Raw genomic sequence first — 22,364 nt, forward strand, 5'->3', positions numbered from 1 at the left:
AAATATACAATAAGGTTAATTCATAAATCTCGCTATTAAAATAATAGCGAGATTTTTTTTTTAATTTAATTAACCTGATATACCAGTTTCACTGTAATATTAGCAGTTTTATTTTTAGAAGTTGTATTAAAAGAACCTCCATAAGAAAAATCTTCAGATGAATTTTGTCCAGTTATTTGAAAAACACCCATGTCAGATTTTTTTAATCTTCCTAAAGTAGCATCTGCATTTTCGGCAATGCTTTTGGCTCTGGAACTAGCATCTTTAGTTGCCTCAGCAATCATTTTTATTTTGAGTTCCGCTAGTTTGGTGTAATAATATTCAGGAGGATTAGAATAGAATTCGACTCCGGAATTTATTAGCTCACTAGATTGTCTGGAAATTTCCTCAATTTTATTTACTTCTTTAGATTGGATGGTTACATTTTGTGTTAATGTAAATCCTGTGAAAATTTGCTGTTTTGGAGTTCCGTTTTCATTATAAGAAGTATCAAAATCCTTATTGAAATTCACAGCCGAAAAAACCATTTCTGAATTTTGGATTCCTTTACTATTTAAATAATTTTTTATTTTATCTCGATCATTATCTAATGAAGCATAGGCTTCTTTTAAGGTAAGGCTCTTTTTAGAAAACGAGCCACTCCAAACAATTAAATCAGAAACAAAATCTGTTTTTCCTAAACCAGTAACGCTAATAGTGTCGCTACCTTTATTTCTATTTTGAAATGCATTAGAAAATAAATAAGCAGAGATAACCACCGCTAAAGAAAGGATAATGATATTTAAATTATGTTTCAACATGGCATGTAATTTTAAATTAAATCAAATATATCGAATTAATTGTATTTATTTTTAACATAGGCTTATACCTTTCTCCTTTTGTCTTAGCCCTTTTTTTTCTACATTTACCAAACAAAACTTTAACAATGACTTTCGAAAACACCCGTGAATTTGCACAAAAACTTGATTCACAAGATATATTGCGTAAATACCAAGACGAATTTATTTTTCCTGAAGTGAATAATAAAAAGGTTATTTATTTTACAGGAAATTCTTTAGGATTACAACCTAAACGTACAAAATCATACGTTGATGAAGTAATGACAGATTGGGCAAATCTAGCCGTTGAAGGGCATTTTTATGCCGAAAAACCGTGGTGGGATTACCAAGAACGTTTTGCTAATCCGCTTAGTAAAATTGTGGGCGCTTTGCCAAGTGAAGTTACTGTGATGAATACATTAACAGTTAATCTTCACTTATTGATGGTTTCTTTTTATAGACCAACAGCAACTAGATATAAGATTATTTGCGAAGAAAAAGCATTTCCATCAGATCAATATATGTTTCAAAGTCAAGTACATTTTCATGGCTATAAGACAGAAGATGCTATTGTAGAAATTAAGCGTCGCGAAGGAGAACACAATATCCGATTAGAAGATGTTTTGGCAAAAATTGAAGAAGTTGGAGATCAATTGGCTTTGGTATTAATTGGTGGAGTTAATTATTACACAGGACAAGTTTTTGATATGAAGACGATTACTGCAGCTGGACAAAAAGTAGGAGCTAAAGTAGGTTGGGATTTAGCTCATGCAGCAGGAAATATAAAATTAGAATTGCACGATTGGAATGTAGATTTTGCAGCTTGGTGTAGTTATAAGTACATGAATTCAGGACCAGGAAATGCATCTGGTTGTTTTGTACACGAAAAGCATCATAATAATCCAGATTTACCTCGTTTTGCAGGTTGGTGGGGACATAATAAAGAACGTCGTTTTAAAATGGAACCTAATTTTGATCCAGTACATGGAGCAGACGGTTGGCAAATAAGTAATTTACCGATACTTTCTTTAGCGCCTTATTTAGCATCGGTAGAAATGTTTGATGAAGTAGGAATGGATGCTTTGATTACCAAAAGAGATAAAATAACAGCTTATCTTGAGTTTATCTTACATGAAATAGATAAAGAGGTAAAAGGGAATTTTGAGGTTATTACTCCAACTGACCCTAAAGAAAGAGCATCACAATTATCTGTGTTGTTGCATGGAGAAGGGCGTAGTTTATTCGATTATTTAATGAAAAATGGAGTTATTACTGATTGGCGCGAACCTAACGTTATTCGTTTGGCTCCAGTTCCTTTGTATTGCTCTTTTGAAGATATGTATGAATTTGGACAAGTTTTAAAAAGAGGAATTTTAGAATAATCTAAATTTAAATAAAATATTTAAAGTCAGCTAATTCAGCTTGTTATGAATTAGCTGACTTTTTTGCATAGTTTAATTTTATAACGATCTCTTGAAATTATGTAATTGCATACAAAAAGTTTAAACTTTACTTTGTTATGTTATAAAAACCTAAAATTTAGAATCATGAAAACATTATATTTAATAGTATTCTCTTTTGCGATTATCTCGTGTCAGAATCAAGGGAAGATGGATATTCAAAAAGCTAAACAAGCGAGTATTGACTCTATGAAGGTTGAAATCAATAAGCAAAAAGTTATTGATTCGATGAAAACAGAGATGGCAAAAGTTAAGGAAGAAAATGAGAAAGCTCAAGCAGAAGCAGTACCTCAAAAGGTAGTTGTTGTAAATCAGCAAGCGCCAGCTGCTGCGGCTGCACCAAAGAAAAAAGGATGGAGTTCGACTGCAAAAGGGGCTGTAATTGGTGCTGGAGTAGGAGCAGTTACAGGAGCAATTATCAGTAAGAAAAAAGGCGAAGGTGCAATAATAGGAGGATTAGCAGGTGCTGGTGTAGGTGCAGGAACTGGAGCAATTATAGACGGAAAGAAGAAAAAAGAATAGAGAGACCACTATTCTTAGAATAAGTGTTAGTTATATTCAAATAGAAAAACCACCTCAGATTAATTTTAGAGGTGGTTTTTTGTGTAATAAAGAAATGGTAGTAACTCTCTTACACTGGAATAGCTATAGCAATAAGCTTCGTTCTATAATCATTAAATTGATTTTGAATATTTTCTTTGTCCATTTTAAAATAAGAAGAAGCTGCAAGCAGATTTTCGTAATATGCAATTCCGCTTAAAAGATTGTCTTTAAAAGCTTGTAATTTTTTAGTTTGTGCAGCTGTTATTTCTGCCGAAATATTTTCGATATCTTTCTTAAAATAATCCAGATACATCTTTAATTCTTTCACAAATAAATTCGGACGATTTGTAACACGTATAACAGACTTGTTTCCGTAAATGTGTTGCACCATGTCATTCAAAGATACTTCTTGGTCAAAATAGGCCATATTTGGACCAGGGCATATAACAACACCTTGAGCCTGTCCTTTTATTTTAATATCGTTCTCTATATAAGAAGCGTTTGCTAGTCCGACACATAAACATGATTTTTCGGTAATAGCAGCTTTTGATCTTTCAAAAGATTCAGGAGAGACAGTATTTTTTATAGTTTCTAATTCGGCCAATTTTAAATCTTGGTATTTTTTGGAAGCCGAACAAGTTCCTTTTGGGTCGTATTCTTTACTCAATGCTAAGAATTTCTTTGGGCAAGAACTTCCAGCTTTATTATCGTGAATACGTTTTTGTTTAAGAATTTCGTTAGAGGTTCCTCTTAAGGTATTAAATGGTACGCCTAAAGGAGAAATATGACTTAAATATAAATCTTCTTCTTGGGCTTTCATTAATAAGTTCCGAGTAGACTGGTCAACAGATGTTGCTTCTGGAACTAGTAAAAAAGGAGTTCCCCAACCTACAGAATCTACGCTATAATTATCTAACAAGAATTCGTGTTCTTCAGCAGTTCCTACACCTCCTTGTACAGTGATTCTAAGAGGTAAAGGATTTTCGGGAACTAAAAATTGTTTTTGCTGTAATGCTTTTACCATTAAATCATGAGCAGATTGAATCAATTGGTCTTTTTTCTGCTTGAATTCTTCCAAGATAGGACCTAGTAATAAACCTTCGGTAGCAAATGCATGCCCACCACAATTTAATCCTGATTCAATACGATATTCAGAAACCCATAGTCCTTTTTTTGCCAAAAAGTTACCTTGAATCATTGCTGATCTAAAGTCACTTACTTTAAGTATGATTTTCTTTTTAAGCTCATTATTGCTATTTGGAAAAAAATCCGGAAAATTCTCAAAGTAACTATACAATCTAGGATTCATACCTGCAGAAAGAACTAAAGAAGATTCTAGATTGCTGTTAGCAAAACCGCGAAGGGCTGCATGAGCGTCATTAAATTCAATAGGTAATTGTTCGTCTTTGATAAAATTATCTTTATCTAGTTTTGTCATTATATTTACATCGATCGCACCAGCAGAAAGATGTGATTCGATGTAATTTTGGATGTTTTCTTTAAAAGAAATACCATCTTCCATTAAGTTTAAAATCCCTTTTTTTATCTCAGAACTATTAGGTAACATCGAGATGTAGTTCTCTAAAGCTTGTTTGCTTTCAGATAATTCGGTTTTAAAACTTTCAAATTTTTGCTTCACGATTTTGTCCACTAAGTTTAAGTAGGTTGTAATACGTTTAGCTCTGTAATCGTGAATTTTTTGGCTTATTTCCTGATAAGAAGAATTGAATTTTTCAGAATAAAAAGCAGTCATCTTTTCAATTAATTCATCATCAGCAATCGAAATTACCGATGAAATACCATATTTAGCTATTCGAATCGGACTGTCAATAGTATAAGCGAGTCCCATTACAGGAATATGAAAAGAGTGTATAGGGATTTTTGTCATTTGCTATTATTGTAAAAATTTAATAAGTGACAAATGTTGTAAAATAATTTTATTTAAAAACTGATATATGTCATGTTTATAGTGGGTTAAGTTTTTTTTTAGATAATCAAATCAAAATCTTCTTGAAAGATTCTGCTATAGATCTCCATAAAAAATTATAAAAAGACTTTTCCTGAATTCGATCTAATTCTATTTGGGTCTTTTTAGCTTCATTATCAGAGTCTTTTTTAAGAATTAAATTAGCTAGGGAGCTCTTTAATTTTGCTTCTTTTTCAGGGTTTTTCTTTTTGTATAAAGTAATTTTTAAGTCCTTGTATTTTAAGCTGGCATTACCTGTTGCTTTCTTATCATTTCCGGTAATATCAAAATGGTAATCATCAAAAGTGCCTTTAAACGAAGTATTAGTATATGGTTTTGTAAAAGCATACATTGCCTGAACGTCAAATTTTGCAATAGTTCCTTTTATATGAAAACTATCGTTTTTATCTAATACATTTAATGTCCAGTGTATTCTTAAAGGAGAGTTTTTCATAAAAAGACAATTAACTTTAATGTCTAAGTCGGCTGCTTTTTTTAAACCAAATCCACTCTGAAGATTCGTGGCGTTTAAGTTAAAACGACTAAAAGTTAATATTGCAGGACCTTTCTGAAAATTGATTTCTTCTTCATAAACTAGTTTTGAATTTCTAACGGAGAGGGTGTCAATTTTTAAAGGAAACGGAATATTTCGAAGCAAGGCATTATATAATGGTTTTTTGCTTAAATCATCTTCGGGTATTTTATTTCGATAGATATTGGCATCAACATAATCCAGAACAAGTGAATTTGCATTAAAGAAAAACACATCGTTTTTAAATCCCCAATTCATCGAATTGACATTTATATCTGCAGCTTTTATGGTGAAAAGGTCTTTTTCTTTTGTTATTTTCTGTACAAATTGATGGCGGGAAAATAAAGGAATATAACTGAAGTTTTTTACTTTTAAAGAATGATTATTAGTTGTTATTTGCGAAGCATTAATGGTATAAAACGGATTGGGTTTGTAATATATGCTATCACAATTTAGAGCGTATTTTTGATATGAAAAAGGAATTTTCTGTTTAAGAGTTTCATCATTGATAATAATTCCTTCTAATACAATGGCGATATTTCGAGTGTATAAAATGGGTTTATTTGTTTTGGTAGACATAATATCTAAACTCGTTTTATTGAGATAGATATTAGAAACAATAATAATTTTTTGAAAAGGTTCGATTACTTGTGTACGGATGCTATTGCTATTGTCGATTGCCTTTTCATCGTTTTTGTATAAGATTACTCGAGCATGATCAATTGTGATGCTTTTTGCGCGTAAAACATCATTAAATATGAGATTCCAAATACTAAAATCAGTTATAGCGACTGTACCGATTTTAGAATAAATTCCAATTTTGGTAGCACTATCTTTAGGGGCGTTTTTTGGATTGATAACAATGTTAGAGGCGTAGATATCTGCTGACCAGAGATCAATTTTTATATCTTCATATGTAATTTGATATGGCGTTTTATTATTGTCCTGAATGATTTTAGGAAGCTGTTTTTTTACCCAAAAATTTAGCCCTGAATTTATTAAAAACAAGAAGGCTAAAAAGGAAACGATTCCTATGATTATTTTTTTATTTAAAGACATTTAGTGCATATTTTATTTTAAATATATAAATTTAAAGACTTAAAAGGAATAACTTTTAGATACAATTGTGATTTTAATAATAATACATTTCGTTAAAATATTTATTTATACAATTTAGAAACATGAAAAAAATCAAAAAACTACTGTTTGTTTTATTCTTATTGCTTGTTGTTTTAGGAATCGGTTTATGTACTTATATTTTTCATTTAAAACCCAAATATGAAGGAGAAGTAAAACTGAAAAACATTCAAAAAGAAACAACGGTATATTTTGATGACTTTGGAGTACCTCATATTTATGCCAATTCTCAAAAAGAAGCCATGACTGTTTTGGGATATGTACATGCTCAGGATCGTATGTGGCAAATGGAGTTGATGCGTCGTATTGCATCAGGACGTTTGTCTGAAATTTTTGGTTCGGTAATGTTAAAAAATGACAAGTTTTTTTCTGGATTGGGAATAGAAGAGGCTTCGGCTAAAGCAATCGCGCAATTAGATAAAAATAGTCCGAGTTACCAATTAACAATGGCTTATCTGGATGGGATTAACCAATATATGGATGAAGGAGTTACACCAATAGAATTTCAGTTGGTTGGCGTGAAAAAAGAAAAATTCACAATAAAAGACGTTTATAATATTTTCGGATATATGTCTTTCAGTTTTGCAATGGCTCAAAAGACAGATCCTTTAATGACTGATATTCGTAATAAATATGGAAATGAATATTTAAAAGATTTAGGTTTAAATGGCGAATTTAATACCACACAAATAAGAAGTGCAAAAGAGAACCCTGAAGAATTTGCAGCGATTTCAAAATCGGTTGCTTCGCTTCTTGAAAAATCCCCTATTCCGCCTTTTATAGGGAGTAATAGCTGGGTAATAGCTCCTCAGAAAACAAAAAATGGTAAAGTTATTTTTGCCAATGACCCGCATATCGGATTTTCACAGCCAGGAACTTGGTACGAGGCTCATATAGTAACTCCAGATTTTGAATTGTATGGATGTTATTTGGCAGGAACACCATATCCTTTATTAGGACATAATAGAGATTATGCCTATGGATTAACAATGTTTGAAAACGATGATATTGACTTTTATCAAGAAGAAGATAAACAAGGGGACACTAATCAGTATAAAACACCAAATGGTTTTGAAAAATACCAGACCAGAAAAAAAATTATAAAAGTCAAAGATTCATCAGATGTTGTTGTAAATGTAAAAATAAGTCGACATGGCCCTGTTATGAATGGCTTAATAGAAGATTTGAAGAGCAGCAATAAACCAATAGCAATGTCTTGGATTTATACACAGCAGCCAATAAAAATTCTAGATGCTGTTTACGGTATTTCACATGCAAAAAATAAAAATGATTTTAAGAAAGCAGTTGGACTTATTGCTGCTCCTGGATTAAATGTAATGTATGGTGATGCAAAAGGTAATGTAGGATGGTGGGCAACAGGAACATTATACAAACACAATAAAGGAGTAAATCCTAATTTTATTCTTGATGGAGCAAGTGGTAAAGAGGATATTGTTGAATATTTGGATTTCTCCAAAAACCCGTCAGCTGAGAATCCAAAATGGGGTTATGTATATTCAGCAAATAACCAGCCAGAAGCTATTGATGGATTTTTATATCCAGGATATTATTTACCCGAAGATCGCGCCAAAAGAATTACGCAATTACTTGATGCAAAATCAGATTGGGATAAAGAAGCGATTAGTAAAATGATTTTTGATAATACGTCTTCAGTTGCTCCAACAGTGGTTCAGAATTTACTTTTGAATGTGAAAAATGAGTCGCTTACAGCAAATGAAAAGCAGGCGTCATCAATTCTTAAAGATTGGAAAGGAACCAATAATGTGCAAGATGTAGCGCCTACGATTTACAATAAATGGGTGTATGCATATTTAAAAAACACCTTTGAAGATGAATTGGGAGAAGCAAATTTTAAAAATTTATTAGAGACGCATCTTGTAAAACAAATTATAGCAAAACAAATACAGAATGAAAACTCAATTTGGTGGGATAATATATTAACCAAAGATGTAAAAGAAACTAAGAGAGAGATTTTGATAAAATCATTTCATGAAGCTGTTGCAGCTTTAGAAAAACAATTGGGGAATAATGTTCAAGATTGGAAATGGGAAAAGGTACATACAGTAGAGTATCATCATCCATTAGGGCAAGTAGCTGCTTTACGAGGTATATTTAACGCAGGACCTTTTGCAGTTTCGGGATCGTCGGAAGTAATTAATAATCAATTTTTTGATTTTACAGATAAAGGAATTTATGATGTAAAAGGTGGTCCATCGACAAGAAGAGTTATTGATTTTTCGGATATAGAAAATAGTTGGAGTATTTTGCCAACTGGACAATCAGGAAACCCCTTTAGTAAACATTATACAGATCAGACAGAACTTTATAATGCAGGAAAGTTCCGAAAAATGAAATTAAACAAAGATGAAATTATAAAAACGTCTACTAAGTTGATTTTTAAGCCTAAATAGAAAAATGCAAGGTTTTGTGTTTTGATTTATTACATTATGTAATTGATTGCGTGAAAGATTGAAGTGAAAATCCTTTTTTGAGGAACAAAAAAAAGATTACTTCACAAGTTAATATTTATTGGAGTTCAGTGAATTTCATTTGTAGCGAAAAGCCTGACCTGACCTTTTGGGAAGGGCATGCCCAAACATTTCTTTGATTTATAGCCTATTCTATAGATTATATACTTATTTTTACGATTCGTATAATTACATTTTTTCTTTAATGCAAACTCCACTTAAAATTGCTGTTGTAGGTTCTGGATTAGTTGGCTCATTGTTGGCAATTTACCTTAAAAAAGAAGGGCATGAAGTTCATGTTTATGATCGAAGCCCAGATATTCGTAAAATTAATTTTTCAGGGCGATCGATAAATTTAGCTATGTCCAATCGAGGATGGAAAGCACTCGATGGTGTTGGTGTTGGAGATGCCGTTCGTGAGATTGCTATTCCGATGGATAAAAGAGCCATACATTTAGTGGATAAACTTAATTTTCAGAATTACGGTCAAGAAGGCGAAAGTATTTATTCAATTTCAAGAGGAACGCTGAATCGCAAAATGATTGATTTAGCAGAAAATGCTGGAGCTGAGTTCTTCTTTGAACAAAAAATATGGGATGTCACATTAAGCGATGCTACATTACATATTGGAGAAACAGAAAGAGGAGAGTGGGAAGAAAAAAAATACGATATGGTCTTTGGAGCTGATGGAGCTTTCTCAAGAATTCGTCATCGTATGCAACGTCAAAGCATGTTTAATTATTCGCAAGAATTTTTGAATATGGGATATAAAGAATTAAATATTCCTGCAAATCCAGATGCAACACATAAACTAGATAAAAACTCTTTTCATATTTGGCCACGTGGGGAATATATGCTTATTGCATTGCCTAACTTGGACGGTAGTTTTACATGTACTTTATTTATGCCTTTTGAAGGAGAAAATTCTTTTGATTCGCTAAAGGATAGAAAACAGGTTGAAGACTTTTTTGAGAAAAACTTCCCAGATTCTATAGAGGTTATACCAAAATTAGCCGAAGATTTCTTTAATAATCCCACAAGTACATTGGTAACAATGAAATGCTTTCCTTGGACTTATAGCGATAAAATTGCCTTAATAGGAGATGCTTGTCATGCGATTGTACCTTTTTATGGACAGGGAATGAATGCTGGTTTTGAAGATATAACGGTTTTATATGAAATGATGCTTAAATACGGAGACGATTGGAAGACGGTTTTCTCTGAATATGAAATTTCACGTAAACCAAATGCAGATGCAATTGCAGAACTTTCGTATCGCAATTTTATGGAAATGAGTACCAAAACTGCCGATGAAAAATTCTTATTGCAAAAAAAGATAGAAAAAGCTTTTTCAGATAAGTATCCAGATAAATGGATTCCGCTTTATAGTCGTGTTACTTTTAGTGAACGCCCTTATGCCGAAGCACTGGCAATTGGAGATCTCCAAAATACGATTATGGAAGAAGTTTTAAGAATGGAGAATATAGAAAACATTTGGAACACTCCTGAAATAGAAAATAAGATTCTGGAGTTGTTGCAAAAATAATTACAATATAAAAAATCAATATCAATGTAAAAAATCAATAGTATTTGCAATTTAAAATTGTAATTGATTTTTGACATTGATATTGTGATTGTTTCTTACTTCTTGAACATTTTTGATAAAACGCCAAATACACCTCTTATAAAGGTAGCGCTAGTTACTACTTTTAATACTGATTTGCCAACGACACTTGCAGTACTAGGTTCATTGCTTGTTTTCCTCAGAGATTTCTCTTCTTCTTGTGAGGAAGCAGCTTGTTCAGCATCGTTAATTTTTTTGGTTAGCATTTCGTAAGCACTTTCGCGGTCGATTACCTCACTATATTTTTTAACTAATTTTGATTTCTGATTGATTTCCTGGATTTCACTTTCTGTTAGTACGTCCATTCTGCTCATTGGGGCTCGCATCATAGTTGCTACCAATGGTGTTGGAACACCTTTTTCGTTTAATGCAGTTACCAAAGCCTCTCCGATACCTAAACTTGTAAGCAGTTCATCAGTTTTGTAATATTTAGATGTAGGATAGTTGTCGGCAGTTTTTTTGATAGCTTGTCTGTCATTTGCAGTAAAAGCTCTCAGAGCATGCTGAATTTTTAATCCCAATTGAGCTAAAACACCACTCGGAACATCCATTGGGTTTTGAGTTACAAAATAAACCCCAACACCTTTTGAACGAATAAGTTTTACAATAGTCTCAATCTGCTCTAATAATACTTTGCTGGCTTCATTAAAGATTAAATGCGCTTCGTCTATAAAAATGACTAGTTCAGGCTGGTCAACATCGCCCTTCTCTGGCATTTGTTGGTATATCTCTGCGAGAAGGCTAAGCATAAAAGTTGAGAACAATTTAGGTTTATCCTGAATATCTGTTAAACGAATGATATTTACATATCCTTTTCCGTTTTCATCGATACGCATTAAATCATCAATTTCGAATGATAATTCGCCAAAAAAGATATCTGCTCCTTGCTGTTCAAGCTCGATTATCTTTCTTAAGATTGTTCCAGTTGTAGCAGTAGATATTTTACCATAACTAGCTGCAATTTCGTCTTTTCCTTCTTCAGTAATATAATTAATGACCTTTTTAATGTCTTTTAAGTCAAGTAAAGGCATTTTGTTATCATCACAGTATTTAAAAATCACAGAGATAACACCCGATTGTGTGTCGTTTAATCCTAGTATTCTAGAAAATAAAACAGGTCCAAATTCTGAAACAGTAGCGCGTAATTTCACTCCGCTTTGCTCAGAAAGAGTCATTAATTCTACAGGGAATTGTGACGTTTTATACGGAATGTCAATTTTAGCATGACGCTCAGTAATAAAGGGTTTTTCTTCCCCTTCTTTTGCAATACCACTAAAATCACCCTTTATATCCATCATTAAGACAGGGATTCCAGCTAGAGAAAGTTGCTCAGATAATACCTGAATTGTCTTTGTTTTTCCAGTTCCTGTAGCCCCAGCAATTAATCCGTGACGATTTAATGTCTTTAAAGGTATTTTTACGTGTGCATTCAGAGGCTCACCATCATAGATAGCTCCACCAAGAATAATACTTTCTCCCTTGGTTTGATAACCATCATTTATACTTTGAATAAATTCGTCTTTTTGGCTCATATTTATGTAACATTAATTCAGTTGCAAGATATCGTTTTTTTCTTAAATCGTTTAATTCAGAGATGTTAGCGTAAAAAAAATCTGTTTTTGTTAAAAATAAAAGTAAAAAATATTTTCTTAACATATCATGAAGATTTTGGCAGATTGTGTTTCTTTTTACTAAAACGTTGTAAATTTTATTATAAATAATTATTTTTTAACTTCGATTTTATCTAAAATTCAATTAATACGATTAGATAATTTTGTGTTTAGGTTAAATTAATTGGAATAAAACTGAAAAAAGTTTTTTTATTTAAACTAAAAATATAAATTTGCTCCACTACAAGTTTATTATAACTAAAAAATAAAAATTATTTAAAACTATTAAAATTAAAAAAAATGGCAAACGTTAAAGTTAAAAAGGAAAGTACTTCAAATGGCGGAGGAATGGTGTCAGGATTGATTATTGCAGCATGTATTTTTGTGGGTTGGTGTATTTGGAATTTCTTAATGGGATCTCCTTCGAATTTTGAAGGTGGTACTGTTGAAGGGCATCCATTAAATATATTAGGTATGGTTTACCATGGAGGTATTATCGTTCCGATTTTGTTAGGTATGTTGTTAATGGTTCTTGTATTTTCTATTGAAAGATATACAGTTATCTCTAAAGCTGCTGGAAAAGTAAACTTGGATAAATTTATGAAAAGTGTACAAGGAAGCATTAAAGAAGGTAACATCGATGCAGCTATCGCTTCATGTGACAAACAACAAGGTTCAGTTGCAAATGCAATTAAATCAGCTTTAATTAAATACCAAGAAGTTAAAAAAGAAGGATTCAACAGTGAAGAAGCTTCAGAAACTATTCACAAAGAAATCGAAGAGGTAACTTCATTAGAAATGCCAATGTTAGAGAAAAACATGACAATTATCTCAGCTTTAGTATCTTTGGGTACATTAGGAGGATTGTTAGGAACAGTATCTGGTATGATTAAAGCATTTAGCGCGTTAGCTTCTACAGGTACTCCTGATCAAGCTGCACTTGCAAATGGTATTTCTGAGGCACTTGTAAATACTGCAACTGGTATTAGTACTTCTATCTTTGCAATTATTGCTTACAACTTCTTTACATCTAAAATTGATGATTTGACTTACTCTATTGATGAAGCAGGTACGACTATCGTAAATACTTACAGACATTTCAGAGGAAGTTTAAGACAATAAATAATTTTTTAGCATGATTATTGCTAAATTTAAAAATAAAAGATAATGGCAAAAATAAAAATGAAAAAAAAGTCAATGTCTACGGACATGACTGCCATGTGTGATGTTGCGTTTCTTTTGTTGACATTCTTTATTTTGACTGCTACTGCAAAAGTGCCTGAGGCACTTCCTGTAGACACGCCTTCATCTACTGTACAAACTAAATTACCTGAAACGGATTTAGCTACAATTACAATAGGAAAAGGAAAAGTATTTTTTGATTTGAAAGGAAGAGAAGTTCGTAGAAGAACTTTGGAGCTAATGTCAGATAAATACGGTGTAGCTTTTACTGATGATGATAAAACTGAATTTTCTTTGATGGAAGGATTTGGAGTTCCGATTACAAGTTTGAAACAAATCATTGAAATGAAAGCGGCTGATAGAAGTAAAGCTGGTCAACCTGGTATTCCTAAAGATTCTTTAGATAATCAGTTAAAAGAATGGATTTACAATGCACGTATTGCTAATATTGAAGTTGCTGATAAAGAATTGCAATTCGCTATAAAAGGTGACGCAAAGGAAGAATATCCTGCGATTCGTAAAGTGATGGACATCTTGCAAGATCAAAAAATCAATACCTTTAACTTGGTTACTGGTTTGAGAGGAAAAGACTTTTAATTAAAAAACATACACTAAAATGGCTGAATTAAATACCGGCGACGGTGGAGGCGGGAAAGGTGGTAAAGTAAGAAGTAAAAAGCAAAACGCAAAAGTAGATTTAACTGCGATGGTGGATTTAGCTTTCTTATTGATCACATTCTTTATGCTTACCACAACGTTGTCAAAGCCTCAATCGATGAGCTTGGGGTTGCCAGATAAAGAGAAAGATCCTAAAGATAAGAATGATATAAAAGTTGATGAAAATCGTACAATGACTTTGTTGTTAGGAGACGATAATAAATTAACTTATTATATGGGATTGTTAGCAACTCCTATCGCTGGACCTAAAGAAATTGCTTATGGTAAAGACGGGATTCGTAAAGAATTGTTAAGCAGAAAAAAATCTGTTTTAGAATATTCTGCTGGAATTGGTAAACCAAAAAATGGGATTATTGTAATCATTAAACCGACTAAAAAATCTACTTATCGAAATTTGGTTGATATTTTGGATGAAATGGCTATTACTGGTGTAGAAACCTATGCGATTGTTAATGATTTTTCACCAGAGGAAACAAAATTGGTAGATAAAAAATAAGAGCAATCTTATCTTTTAACACCCTAATAATCAAGAAAAATGAAATTAGATATTATAAAAAACCAGTGGCTTGATATCGTATTCGAAGGGCGTAATAAGATATATGGTGCATATGAGTTAAGAAAATCTAACCAAAAGACTACGGTAAGAGCACTTATCATTGGATCTGTTATTTTTTCGCTTCTTATTGCTGCGCCAGTTATTGCGAGCCTTTTGCCAGATTCTAAAACAGAGGAAGCAAATAAGGATATTAAGATTACCACTGTAAAGTTACCGCCTAAAAAAGAGGAGGTAAAACCTAATCTTCCACCACCTCCACCACCACCACCAAAAGTGGATCAAGTGAAGTTTGTGAAGCCGGTTGTAGCAAAAGCTGATGAAGTAACTGAAGAGCCACCAAAATTAGTGGAGCTTAAAGAGAAAAAAATTGGTGCTGAAACTATTAAAGGAGACCCAGATGCAGTATTAACTGTAGAACCAGTAGGTACTGGAACTGCGGCAGTAGTAGAAGAAGATAACCAAGTGTATAACACTGCTGGTATCGAAGTTAAACCAGAATTCCCTGGAGGAATTGAGAAATTCTACAAATTCGTAGGAAATAATTATAGAACTCCAGAAGAAGAAGGATTAAAAGGTAAAGTATATGTTACTTTCGTAGTTGAAAAAGACGGTTCATTAACCGACATTAAAGTTTTAAGAGATATAGGTTATGGAACAGGAACCGAAGCGATTAGAGTTTTAAAGAAATGTCCAAAATGGAACCCTGGTGAGCAAAATGGTAAGAAAGTTAGAGTATTGTACTCTCTTCCTATTACTATCCAATCTGCAGACTAATGTTGAAACAACTGCTTGATAATATTAAGAAGAAATCGCTAAAAGAGCGATTTCTTCTTGTTTTAGGAATGTTCTTCTTCCTAATGTATTTCGTGATAGGTTTAGCGATTATTTTTTGGAAAACTTTACCAATTGCGATGGAATATAAGTACAGAGTTGCTTTTGGTATATTATTAATTGTATATTCGTTTATAAGATTTGTTAGATTTTTTAATTCAAATACAGATTAGGCATGCTTAAGAATAGTAAAATTTTGTTATTAGTGATGTTTGGTTTCTTGTTCGTTACTTGTAATCAGAAAGATAAGAGTAAAGAAGAAAAAGAAACGATACTTAAAGGAACTATGGATATTGCAGTGGACGAAACATTGGTTCCCATTGTTGAGGATCAGGTAGCCGTTTTTGAAGGGACTTACGATGCAAAAATTACTATTAAGCCAAAATCTGAAGCTGAGATTATTAATGATTTATTAAATCAAAAAGCTACAGTTGCTTTTACTGCAAGAGATTTAACTAAAGAAGAGAGAGAAGTTTTTAATAAAAAGAAAATAGTACCTAAAGTAACACCAGTTGCTATAGATGCAATTGCATTTATTTCGAACAAAGGCAATAATGATACTTTAATTGCGTTGAAAAGTATAATTAATTTTATGCAAGGTAAACCCGAAGCAAATATCAAAGGGTTAGTCTTTGATAATCCAAACTCGAGCACAGTACGATATTTAAAAACGTTGGCAGGAGTTAAAGATATTCCTAAAGAAGGTGTTTTTTCATTTAAAACGAATGAAGAAGTAATTAAATTCGTGTCCGAAAATAAGGGAATGATCGGAGTTGTTGGAGTAAATTGGTTATCACAACCATCTCCTGAATTAAAAGATTTTGTAGCTAAAATAAATGTGTTGAGCGTAAAAGGACTTAAAAGCGATAAATTTATTGCTCCAACTCAAAACAACATAGCAGAAGAGACTTATCCTTTGGCACGTGATTTGTATATTATAAATTGTCAGGGATACTCTGGATTAGGTATAGGGTTCGCTTCTTTTGTTGGAGGGGATATTGGACAAAGAATAATTCTAAAATCTGGATTATTACCAATACGAGTTCCAGGAAGAAAGCTCAATATTAGAAATGAAATTATTAAAGAAAAAGAATAAATTAATTATAATAGAGATGAATAAATTTAAAATTTTTAGTGTTGCATTAATGGCCACTGCTGCGGGAGCTTATGCGCAAGATATAAGCCAGGCTAAAAAAGCTATCGATGCAGAGCAATTTGAAAAGGCAAAAACAGTTCTACAATCAATTATTAAAGCTAAACCAACAGATGGTGAAGCTCCATTTATATTGGGTAATGTATACTTAAGTCAACAAGTTGCTGACTCAGCTAAGATATATTATCTTAATAGTGTAGCGGCGTCAAGCCGTGCTAATCTTGGTTATATTGGTTTAGGTCAATTAGATTTAGATAATAAAAATACAGCGGCAGCTCAAGCTAATTTTGCTACAGCTATAAAGCCGATGAAAAGAAAAGATGTAGAAGAGTTTATCTACATTGGTAGAGCGTATATGAATTCTGTTAATCCAGATTACAAAAATGCTTTAACTACTTTAAACCGTGCATTGGCATTAGATCCACAAAATGCTCAAGTGCTTTTGGCACTTGGTGATGCATATTATGGAGATAATAATCAAAATGAAGCTTACAAATCATATCGTAACGCATTCCAAGCAGATCCTACTTTGTTGAGAGCAAAAATGCAACTTGGAGTTTTGTTAAAAGGAGCAAAATCATATGATGAGGCTATTAAAGCTTTTAATGAAGTTATCGCTTTAGATGCTAATTATGGTCCTGTTTACAGAGAATTAGCTGAAACATATTACAAATGGGCAAGAAATAAGCCATCTACAAGAGAAGCTAATTACCAAAAAGCAATTACTAATTACGAGAAATATTTAAGTCTTACAGATTATTCTATTCATTCAAGAATGCGTCATGCAGATTTCTTAATCTTAGTAGAAGACTACAAAGCATTAGAAAAAGAAGCTAATGAAATGATTAAGTTGGATAAAGTTAATCCAAGAATTTTCAGATATTTAGGATATGCTGCTTATGAAAATGGTAATGTAGATGTTGCTATTAAATCTTTGGAAGATTATACTAAAAACCCGAATAATAAAATTATTGCAAAAGATTACTTGTACTTAGGATTTGCAAAAATTAAAAAAGGAACAAGTGCTGATGGAGCTACAATTGATCCAGCTGCATTCGAAGCAGGTTTAGTAGAAATCAGAAAAGCAGTAGCAATGGAGCCTTTGGCAGTTCAGGATTTAGGAGATCTTGGAAAAGTATTGTTTGGTAAAAAACTATATAAAGAAGCGGCTACACTTTTTGAATTTGGTACTAAAGTTCCAGAGTCTACAACTTATTTAGATGATAATGTTTATTATGGATTGTCTATATTCTATGATAACAATAAAACTAATGTTAAGCCAGATGCAATTGCTTTGCAAAAAGCAGATGCTGCGTTTGTAAATGTACTTACAGCTTCACCAACATATCAAGAGGCTTACCTTTACAGAGCAAGAACAAACAGATTGCTTGAAAATGATGAAGTGATGACAAAGAACTACGAAGAGTATATTGCAAAATCTACTGAAAAGGGAGCTGAAGAGCTTGCTAAACCAGCAGTTAAAGCAAAATTTGTAGAAGCTTACAACAATATAGCAGCAAGTTATGCAAATACAGATAAAGCAAAAGCAATTGAGTATTTCAATAAAACGTTAGCATTGGATCCTACTAATGCATACGCAACACAGTCTTTGAATACTTTAAAATAATTTTAAAGATTAATACTATTTTAAAACCGGTAGCTCTTTGAGTTGTCGGTTTTTTTATTGTTCCATTTTTTATTGACTATCTTTGCACTTTAAATTTTAGTAATGTTATCAAAAGAAATACAATTAGAAGTAAATAAAGGTGCGATGTTACCCTTGATGGAAGAATTTTACACGATTCAGGGAGAAGGATTTCATACAGGAACTGCAGCTTATTTTATCCGTATTGGAGGGTGTGATGTAGGTTGTCATTGGTGTGATGTTAAAGAAAGCTGGAATGCAGAATTGCATCCGCCAACAAGTGTTGATTTAATTGTAAAGAATGCAAGTAAAGAAGCTGATACAGTTGTTGTTACAGGAGGTGAGCCATTAACATGGGATATGACTGTACTGACGAGGGAATTGAAAAATAAAAATTTGAAAGTCCATATCGAAACCTCAGGAGCTTATCCGCTTACAGGGACGTGGGATTGGATTTGTCTCTCGCCAAAAAAGAATAAATTGCCTACACAGACAGTTTATGATAATGCCCATGAGTTAAAGGTAATTATTTATAATAAACATGATTTTATCTTTGCCGAAGAGCAAGCTGAATTGGTAAATGGTAATGCAATATTGTTTCTTCAGCCAGAATGGAGTAAGAAAGAAGAAATGACACCACTTATTGTTGAGTATGTTATGAATAATCCAAAATGGAGAGTATCACTTCAGACCCATAAATATTTAAATATTCCTTAATAAAGGGGAATATTTATAATAAAACAAAAGCCTTTTCGTACATGAAAAGGCTTTTGTTTTTATTATAGAATTATATAAAAGACAATATGGGTAAAAAGTACACGCATTGAGTAAAAAAGTTTCAGTTTGTATTTAGTTACTAATGTCTTTTTAGGGTTGCCATTCTTTTTGTTTCTTCAAAGTTGTAATATGGGCCAAGTGATGATTTCCATGCCAGGCATAAGTTCCGATTATCTGTTTAAGAGAAACTATTGAATTATTTTCAGGATGAGTAAATGTTTTCTCAAGATCAGCCTTAGAAAGATTTTTCAAGATATAGCCTAGGCGAAAATGCAAACCCTCGAGTAAAGACAATGTTGGTTGTATTGGCATTGTTAGATTGTCAGGTAATTCAGCCCATAGATCTTCATGATATGCTTTTATTATTGGATTGTCTTCGGTCAAAGCCCATTTTATTCTTATAAAGCAATTCATATGACTTTCGGCACAATGATGAATGAGTTGTCTTACGGTCCATCCTTCTGGTCGGTATGAGGTGTCAAGTTGTTCGTCGGATAAATTAATGACTTCTTTTTTTAATCTTTCAGGAAAAGAAGAAATCTCTTCGATTTTGTTCGAAATATAATTTGGAGTATAAGTATCGGGTGCTATAAATTTTCCAATTGGGTATTTTAATTTCTCTAAATCTAAATTTTCCATTTTTAGTTTATTTGTTTAAACAGTAAGTCTAGCTAAATAGTCATAATGTTCACCTTCTAAAACAAGTTCGCATTTAAAGCCATTTGCTGTGGCGGCATTTTGAAGTGTGTTATAATCTAGGTATAGCCATTCAAAAGCAGATTCTTTTTCTCCTTTATAAGAGATGTTAAAAATAACTTCTCCATAGTATTCAGTGTCAGATGGAATCCATTTTCCGCCATCTTCATCTTCGTCAAACATATATATAATATCTGAGCTATCTAGTAAAATTTGTCCACCAGGATTTAAGAGTGATTTTAGCTTAGATAAAAATTTATTGCAATTTTCTAGCTTCCCAAAAATCCCAACACCATTCATTAAAGAAATAATTGTATCGTATTTTTCTCCTTCAAGAGTTAATACATCTTGTACTTTGGCATTATTTACACCGCGGAGATTACAGGTTTCGATAGCTTTTTCAGAAATGTCTATAGAAGTTACGTCAAGTTTCTTCTCATTTTGCAAATACAAACTATGGCTTCCTGCTCCGCAACCTACATCAAGTATTTTTTCTTTAGCAAGTTCCAGTGCTTTTTGTTCGATTTTAGGCATTTCGTCAAAGGAACGAAATAAATAAGCAACACTCATTTCATCAGCTTCAGAGATGGTAGTTTCAGTAATTAAATCTTCAGGCGAATTGTTGGTCTGGAAATCTAGCATTGCTTTCCCGAAAAGGTCTTTCATTGTATTTTAGTTCAAAGTTTAAGGTTTCAAGTTTAAAGTTGTTTAATTTTGCAGTTCAACTTTAAATCTTGAACTTGAAAGAAATTTTAAACAACTTAACTAAGTTGGCCAAAGATAAGCATATCGAAAATAAAAAGTATTTCGATAAGCTTAAAAAGAAACAACCTAAGAATCTAGATTATGTAATGCAGGAATTACATGATGCAGAATTTAAAAAAACAGATTGCCTTAAATGTGCTAATTGTTGCAAAACAACAGGCCCGTTATTTACGGCTGCAGATATTGAGCGTATCTCTAAACATTTGCGACAAAAGCCACAACAGTTTATTGAGCAATATCTCCGAATAGATGAAGACAAAGACTATGTTTTGCAAAGTGTTCCGTGTACATTCTTGGATAATGAAAATTACTGTATGATTTACGATGTGCGTCCTAAAGCTTGTCGTGAATTCCCGCATACAGATCGTAAAAAATTTCAGCAAATTTCAGACTTAACGCTTAAAAACGTAGCAATGTGCCCGGCAGCATTTAATATTGTCGAAGCCATGAAAAAGCGCATGCCTTTATAAGGAAGTCTTTTGCCTTAAATATTTCGTAATTGTTTTTACGAGTAATTTAAGTTTGCTTATTAAAACGTATTTTTGAACTTATAAAAAGACAACCCAATCAATTTGAATCTAGAATATTTTATAGCCAAAAGACTTATCACTGCCAAAGATTATAAAAGCAGTATTTCCGCACCAATTATAAAAATTGCAATCTCGGCTATTGCAATCGGAATAATTATGATGTTAGTTTCGGTAGCAACAGGAATTGGATTGCAACAAAAAATTCGCGAAAAAGTTTCTGCATTCAATGGGCAAGTAATTATTTCGAATTACGATAATAACCAATCTGAGGTAACCATTAGCCCGATTTCTATAAAACAAGATTTCTACCCTAAGTTTACTTCAGTTCCAGAGGTAAGTCATATTCAGGCAATAGCAAGTAAGGCAGGAATTATAAGAACCGAAGCCGCTTTTGAAGGGATTATATTTAAAGGAGTTGGCGGCGATTACGATTGGAATAATATAAAGGAGTATTTGGTTGATGGAAGGGTTCCAGATTTTTCCAAAACTATTAATGAAGATGTATTACTATCTAGATTTCTTGCTGACAGATTAAATCTAAAGGTAGGGGATCAGTTTAATACATTTTTTATAAAAGAAGATCAGAATAAATTGCCAAATGTTCGTAGGTTTAAAATTGCTGGAATTTTCAATTCAGGATTTCAGGATTTTGACGCTACCTATATAATAGGAGATATTCGCCATATACAACGTATTAATAAATGGGCTCCAAATCAGGTTGGAGCTTTTGAAGTTTTTTTGAAAGACTTTAAGAATATAAAGGAAACAGGCGAAGAAATCTACCAGCAAACTTCATCAACACTCGATACTAAAACTATAATTGAGAAATATAGTTATATTTTTGATTGGTTAGAACTCTTCGATTTTAATATAGTAGTTATTCTAGGTATCATGATTGTTGTAGCAACAATAAATATGGTAGTTGCATTGCTGGTTTTAATATTGGAGCGTACACAAATGATTGGTATTTTAAAAGCATTAGGCGCTAATAATTGGGTCATTCGAAAAATATTCCTTTATAATGCTCTCTACCTTATATTGCGAGGATTGTTCTGGGGGAATCTTATTGGGATTTCGCTTTTGTTAATTCAACAGCATTTTGGAGTAGTCCAGCTTAATCCAGAAAACTACTATGTTAATCAAGCGCCAGTTTATCTCAATTGGGGTTATGTATTATTATTGAATCTGCTTACTATAACAGTTTGTTTTCTGGTGTTATTGATTCCTTCATATATAATAACGAAGATTTCTCCCGTCAAAGCAATACGATTTGATTAATTTCTAGGAGCTATTACCTGCTATTCGCTTCAATCTTGCCCTTTTTAAAGGAAAAAGGCCAAGGATTTCCGCTGTTATCAGGGCTAGGGGCTTC

Annotated in this window: 19 protein-coding genes; 13 read left to right on the top strand and 6 right to left on the bottom strand. The window is 32.5% G+C overall.

What is annotated here, in order from left to right; all coding sequences use genetic code 11:
- Positions 1–65 precede the first annotated feature (65 nt).
- Positions 66–800, bottom strand: a complete 735-nt coding sequence (locus OIU80_RS07875; RefSeq protein WP_264286480.1) for an SIMPL domain-containing protein — start codon at positions 798–800, stop codon at positions 66–68.
- Between the two features lie 125 nt (positions 801–925).
- Here OIU80_RS07875 and kynU point away from each other — a divergent pair, with 125 nt between their 5' ends.
- Both kynU and OIU80_RS07885 read left to right on the top strand, forming a co-directional pair.
- A complete protein-coding gene (gene kynU, locus OIU80_RS07880; RefSeq protein WP_264286481.1) occupies positions 926–2,200 on the top strand; it encodes a kynureninase in 1,275 nt (424 codons plus the stop codon).
- A 165-nt stretch (positions 2,201–2,365) separates the two neighbouring features.
- The gene (locus OIU80_RS07885; protein ID WP_264286482.1) at positions 2,366–2,800 is read left to right on the top strand and encodes a glycine zipper family protein; all 435 of its coding nucleotides are present in this window, start codon (positions 2,366–2,368) and stop codon (positions 2,798–2,800) included.
- A 109-nt stretch (positions 2,801–2,909) separates the two neighbouring features.
- Here OIU80_RS07885 and OIU80_RS07890 read toward each other — a convergent pair whose 3' ends face one another.
- Complete coding sequence (locus OIU80_RS07890) at positions 2,910–4,709, bottom strand: hypothetical protein (protein ID WP_264286483.1); 1,800 nt, start codon at positions 4,707–4,709, stop codon at positions 2,910–2,912.
- Between the two features lie 106 nt (positions 4,710–4,815).
- Complete coding sequence (locus OIU80_RS07895; protein ID WP_264286484.1) at positions 4,816–6,378, bottom strand: hypothetical protein; 1,563 nt, start codon at positions 6,376–6,378, stop codon at positions 4,816–4,818.
- A 122-nt stretch (positions 6,379–6,500) separates the two neighbouring features.
- Here OIU80_RS07895 and OIU80_RS07900 point away from each other — a divergent pair, with 122 nt between their 5' ends.
- Both OIU80_RS07900 and OIU80_RS07905 read left to right on the top strand, forming a co-directional pair.
- Positions 6,501–8,888: a penicillin acylase family protein gene (locus OIU80_RS07900; protein WP_264286485.1), complete on the top strand. Its 2,388-nt coding sequence runs from the start codon at positions 6,501–6,503 to the stop codon at positions 8,886–8,888.
- A gap of 262 nt (positions 8,889–9,150) precedes the next feature.
- Positions 9,151–10,491 (top strand): FAD-dependent oxidoreductase, encoded by a 1,341-nt coding sequence (locus tag OIU80_RS07905; RefSeq protein ID WP_264286486.1) that lies wholly within the window; start codon positions 9,151–9,153, stop codon positions 10,489–10,491.
- A 95-nt stretch (positions 10,492–10,586) separates the two neighbouring features.
- Here the strand turns inward: OIU80_RS07905 and OIU80_RS07910 are convergent, their stop codons facing one another.
- On the bottom strand, positions 10,587–12,101 hold the full coding sequence (locus tag OIU80_RS07910) for a DUF853 domain-containing protein (protein WP_264286487.1): 1,515 nt from the start codon (positions 12,099–12,101) through the stop codon (positions 10,587–10,589).
- A gap of 378 nt (positions 12,102–12,479) precedes the next feature.
- Here OIU80_RS07910 and OIU80_RS07915 point away from each other — a divergent pair, with 378 nt between their 5' ends.
- The 7 genes from OIU80_RS07915 to OIU80_RS07950 all read left to right on the top strand — a co-directional run bounded on the left by OIU80_RS07915 (position 12,480) and on the right by OIU80_RS07950 (position 18,941).
- A complete protein-coding gene (locus OIU80_RS07915; RefSeq protein ID WP_264286488.1) occupies positions 12,480–13,301 on the top strand; it encodes a MotA/TolQ/ExbB proton channel family protein in 822 nt (273 codons plus the stop codon).
- A gap of 45 nt (positions 13,302–13,346) precedes the next feature.
- Positions 13,347–13,958, top strand: a complete 612-nt coding sequence (locus tag OIU80_RS07920; protein ID WP_264286489.1) for an ExbD/TolR family protein — start codon at positions 13,347–13,349, stop codon at positions 13,956–13,958.
- Between the two features lie 19 nt (positions 13,959–13,977).
- On the top strand, positions 13,978–14,535 hold the full coding sequence (locus OIU80_RS07925; protein ID WP_264286490.1) for an ExbD/TolR family protein: 558 nt from the start codon (positions 13,978–13,980) through the stop codon (positions 14,533–14,535).
- 39 nt (positions 14,536–14,574) lie between these two features.
- Complete coding sequence (locus OIU80_RS07930) at positions 14,575–15,369, top strand: energy transducer TonB (protein ID WP_264286491.1); 795 nt, start codon at positions 14,575–14,577, stop codon at positions 15,367–15,369.
- Between the two features lie 232 nt (positions 15,370–15,601).
- Positions 15,602–16,522, top strand: coding sequence for a PstS family phosphate ABC transporter substrate-binding protein (locus tag OIU80_RS07940; RefSeq protein ID WP_264286492.1), 921 nt, complete (start codon positions 15,602–15,604; stop codon positions 16,520–16,522).
- 16 nt (positions 16,523–16,538) lie between these two features.
- Positions 16,539–18,206: a tetratricopeptide repeat protein gene (locus OIU80_RS07945; protein WP_264286493.1), complete on the top strand. Its 1,668-nt coding sequence runs from the start codon at positions 16,539–16,541 to the stop codon at positions 18,204–18,206.
- Positions 18,207–18,308: 102 nt separating this feature from the next.
- On the top strand, positions 18,309–18,941 hold the full coding sequence (locus OIU80_RS07950; protein ID WP_264286494.1) for a 7-carboxy-7-deazaguanine synthase QueE: 633 nt from the start codon (positions 18,309–18,311) through the stop codon (positions 18,939–18,941).
- 150 nt (positions 18,942–19,091) lie between these two features.
- Here OIU80_RS07950 and OIU80_RS07955 read toward each other — a convergent pair whose 3' ends face one another.
- Complete coding sequence (locus OIU80_RS07955) at positions 19,092–19,640, bottom strand: YfiT family bacillithiol transferase (protein WP_264286495.1); 549 nt, start codon at positions 19,638–19,640, stop codon at positions 19,092–19,094.
- A 15-nt stretch (positions 19,641–19,655) separates the two neighbouring features.
- Positions 19,656–20,363: a class I SAM-dependent methyltransferase gene (locus tag OIU80_RS07960; RefSeq protein ID WP_264286496.1), complete on the bottom strand. Its 708-nt coding sequence runs from the start codon at positions 20,361–20,363 to the stop codon at positions 19,656–19,658.
- A 74-nt stretch (positions 20,364–20,437) separates the two neighbouring features.
- Between OIU80_RS07960 and OIU80_RS07965 the strand changes: the two genes are divergently transcribed.
- Positions 20,438–20,932, top strand: coding sequence for a YkgJ family cysteine cluster protein (locus tag OIU80_RS07965; RefSeq protein ID WP_264286505.1), 495 nt, complete (start codon positions 20,438–20,440; stop codon positions 20,930–20,932).
- Between the two features lie 102 nt (positions 20,933–21,034).
- Positions 21,035–22,270: an ABC transporter permease gene (locus OIU80_RS07970; protein ID WP_264286497.1), complete on the top strand. Its 1,236-nt coding sequence runs from the start codon at positions 21,035–21,037 to the stop codon at positions 22,268–22,270.
- Positions 22,271–22,364: the final 94 nt, after the last annotated feature.

The organism is Flavobacterium frigoritolerans, assembly GCF_025847275.1.
Lineage (GTDB): Bacteria > Bacteroidota > Bacteroidia > Flavobacteriales > Flavobacteriaceae > Flavobacterium > Flavobacterium frigoritolerans.

Excerpts from the sequence above, each read along its gene's own strand:
- OIU80_RS07875 (WP_264286480.1), bottom strand. The coding sequence starts at position 800 with ATGTTGAAACATAATTTAAATATCATTATCCTTTCTTTAGCGGTGGTT.
- kynU (WP_264286481.1), top strand. The coding sequence starts at position 926 with ATGACTTTCGAAAACACCCGTGAATTTGCACAAAAACTTGATTCACAA.
- OIU80_RS07885 (WP_264286482.1), top strand. The coding sequence starts at position 2,366 with ATGAAAACATTATATTTAATAGTATTCTCTTTTGCGATTATCTCGTGT.
- OIU80_RS07890 (WP_264286483.1), bottom strand. The coding sequence starts at position 4,709 with ATGACAAAAATCCCTATACACTCTTTTCATATTCCTGTAATGGGACTC.
- OIU80_RS07895 (WP_264286484.1), bottom strand. The coding sequence starts at position 6,378 with ATGTCTTTAAATAAAAAAATAATCATAGGAATCGTTTCCTTTTTAGCC.
- OIU80_RS07900 (WP_264286485.1), top strand. The coding sequence starts at position 6,501 with ATGAAAAAAATCAAAAAACTACTGTTTGTTTTATTCTTATTGCTTGTT.
- OIU80_RS07905 (WP_264286486.1), top strand. The coding sequence starts at position 9,151 with ATGCAAACTCCACTTAAAATTGCTGTTGTAGGTTCTGGATTAGTTGGC.
- OIU80_RS07910 (WP_264286487.1), bottom strand. The coding sequence starts at position 12,101 with ATGAGCCAAAAAGACGAATTTATTCAAAGTATAAATGATGGTTATCAA.
- OIU80_RS07915 (WP_264286488.1), top strand. The coding sequence starts at position 12,480 with ATGGCAAACGTTAAAGTTAAAAAGGAAAGTACTTCAAATGGCGGAGGA.
- OIU80_RS07920 (WP_264286489.1), top strand. The coding sequence starts at position 13,347 with ATGGCAAAAATAAAAATGAAAAAAAAGTCAATGTCTACGGACATGACT.
- OIU80_RS07925 (WP_264286490.1), top strand. The coding sequence starts at position 13,978 with ATGGCTGAATTAAATACCGGCGACGGTGGAGGCGGGAAAGGTGGTAAA.
- OIU80_RS07930 (WP_264286491.1), top strand. The coding sequence starts at position 14,575 with ATGAAATTAGATATTATAAAAAACCAGTGGCTTGATATCGTATTCGAA.
- OIU80_RS07940 (WP_264286492.1), top strand. The coding sequence starts at position 15,602 with ATGCTTAAGAATAGTAAAATTTTGTTATTAGTGATGTTTGGTTTCTTG.
- OIU80_RS07945 (WP_264286493.1), top strand. The coding sequence starts at position 16,539 with ATGAATAAATTTAAAATTTTTAGTGTTGCATTAATGGCCACTGCTGCG.
- OIU80_RS07950 (WP_264286494.1), top strand. The coding sequence starts at position 18,309 with ATGTTATCAAAAGAAATACAATTAGAAGTAAATAAAGGTGCGATGTTA.
- OIU80_RS07955 (WP_264286495.1), bottom strand. The coding sequence starts at position 19,640 with ATGGAAAATTTAGATTTAGAGAAATTAAAATACCCAATTGGAAAATTT.
- OIU80_RS07960 (WP_264286496.1), bottom strand. The coding sequence starts at position 20,363 with ATGAAAGACCTTTTCGGGAAAGCAATGCTAGATTTCCAGACCAACAAT.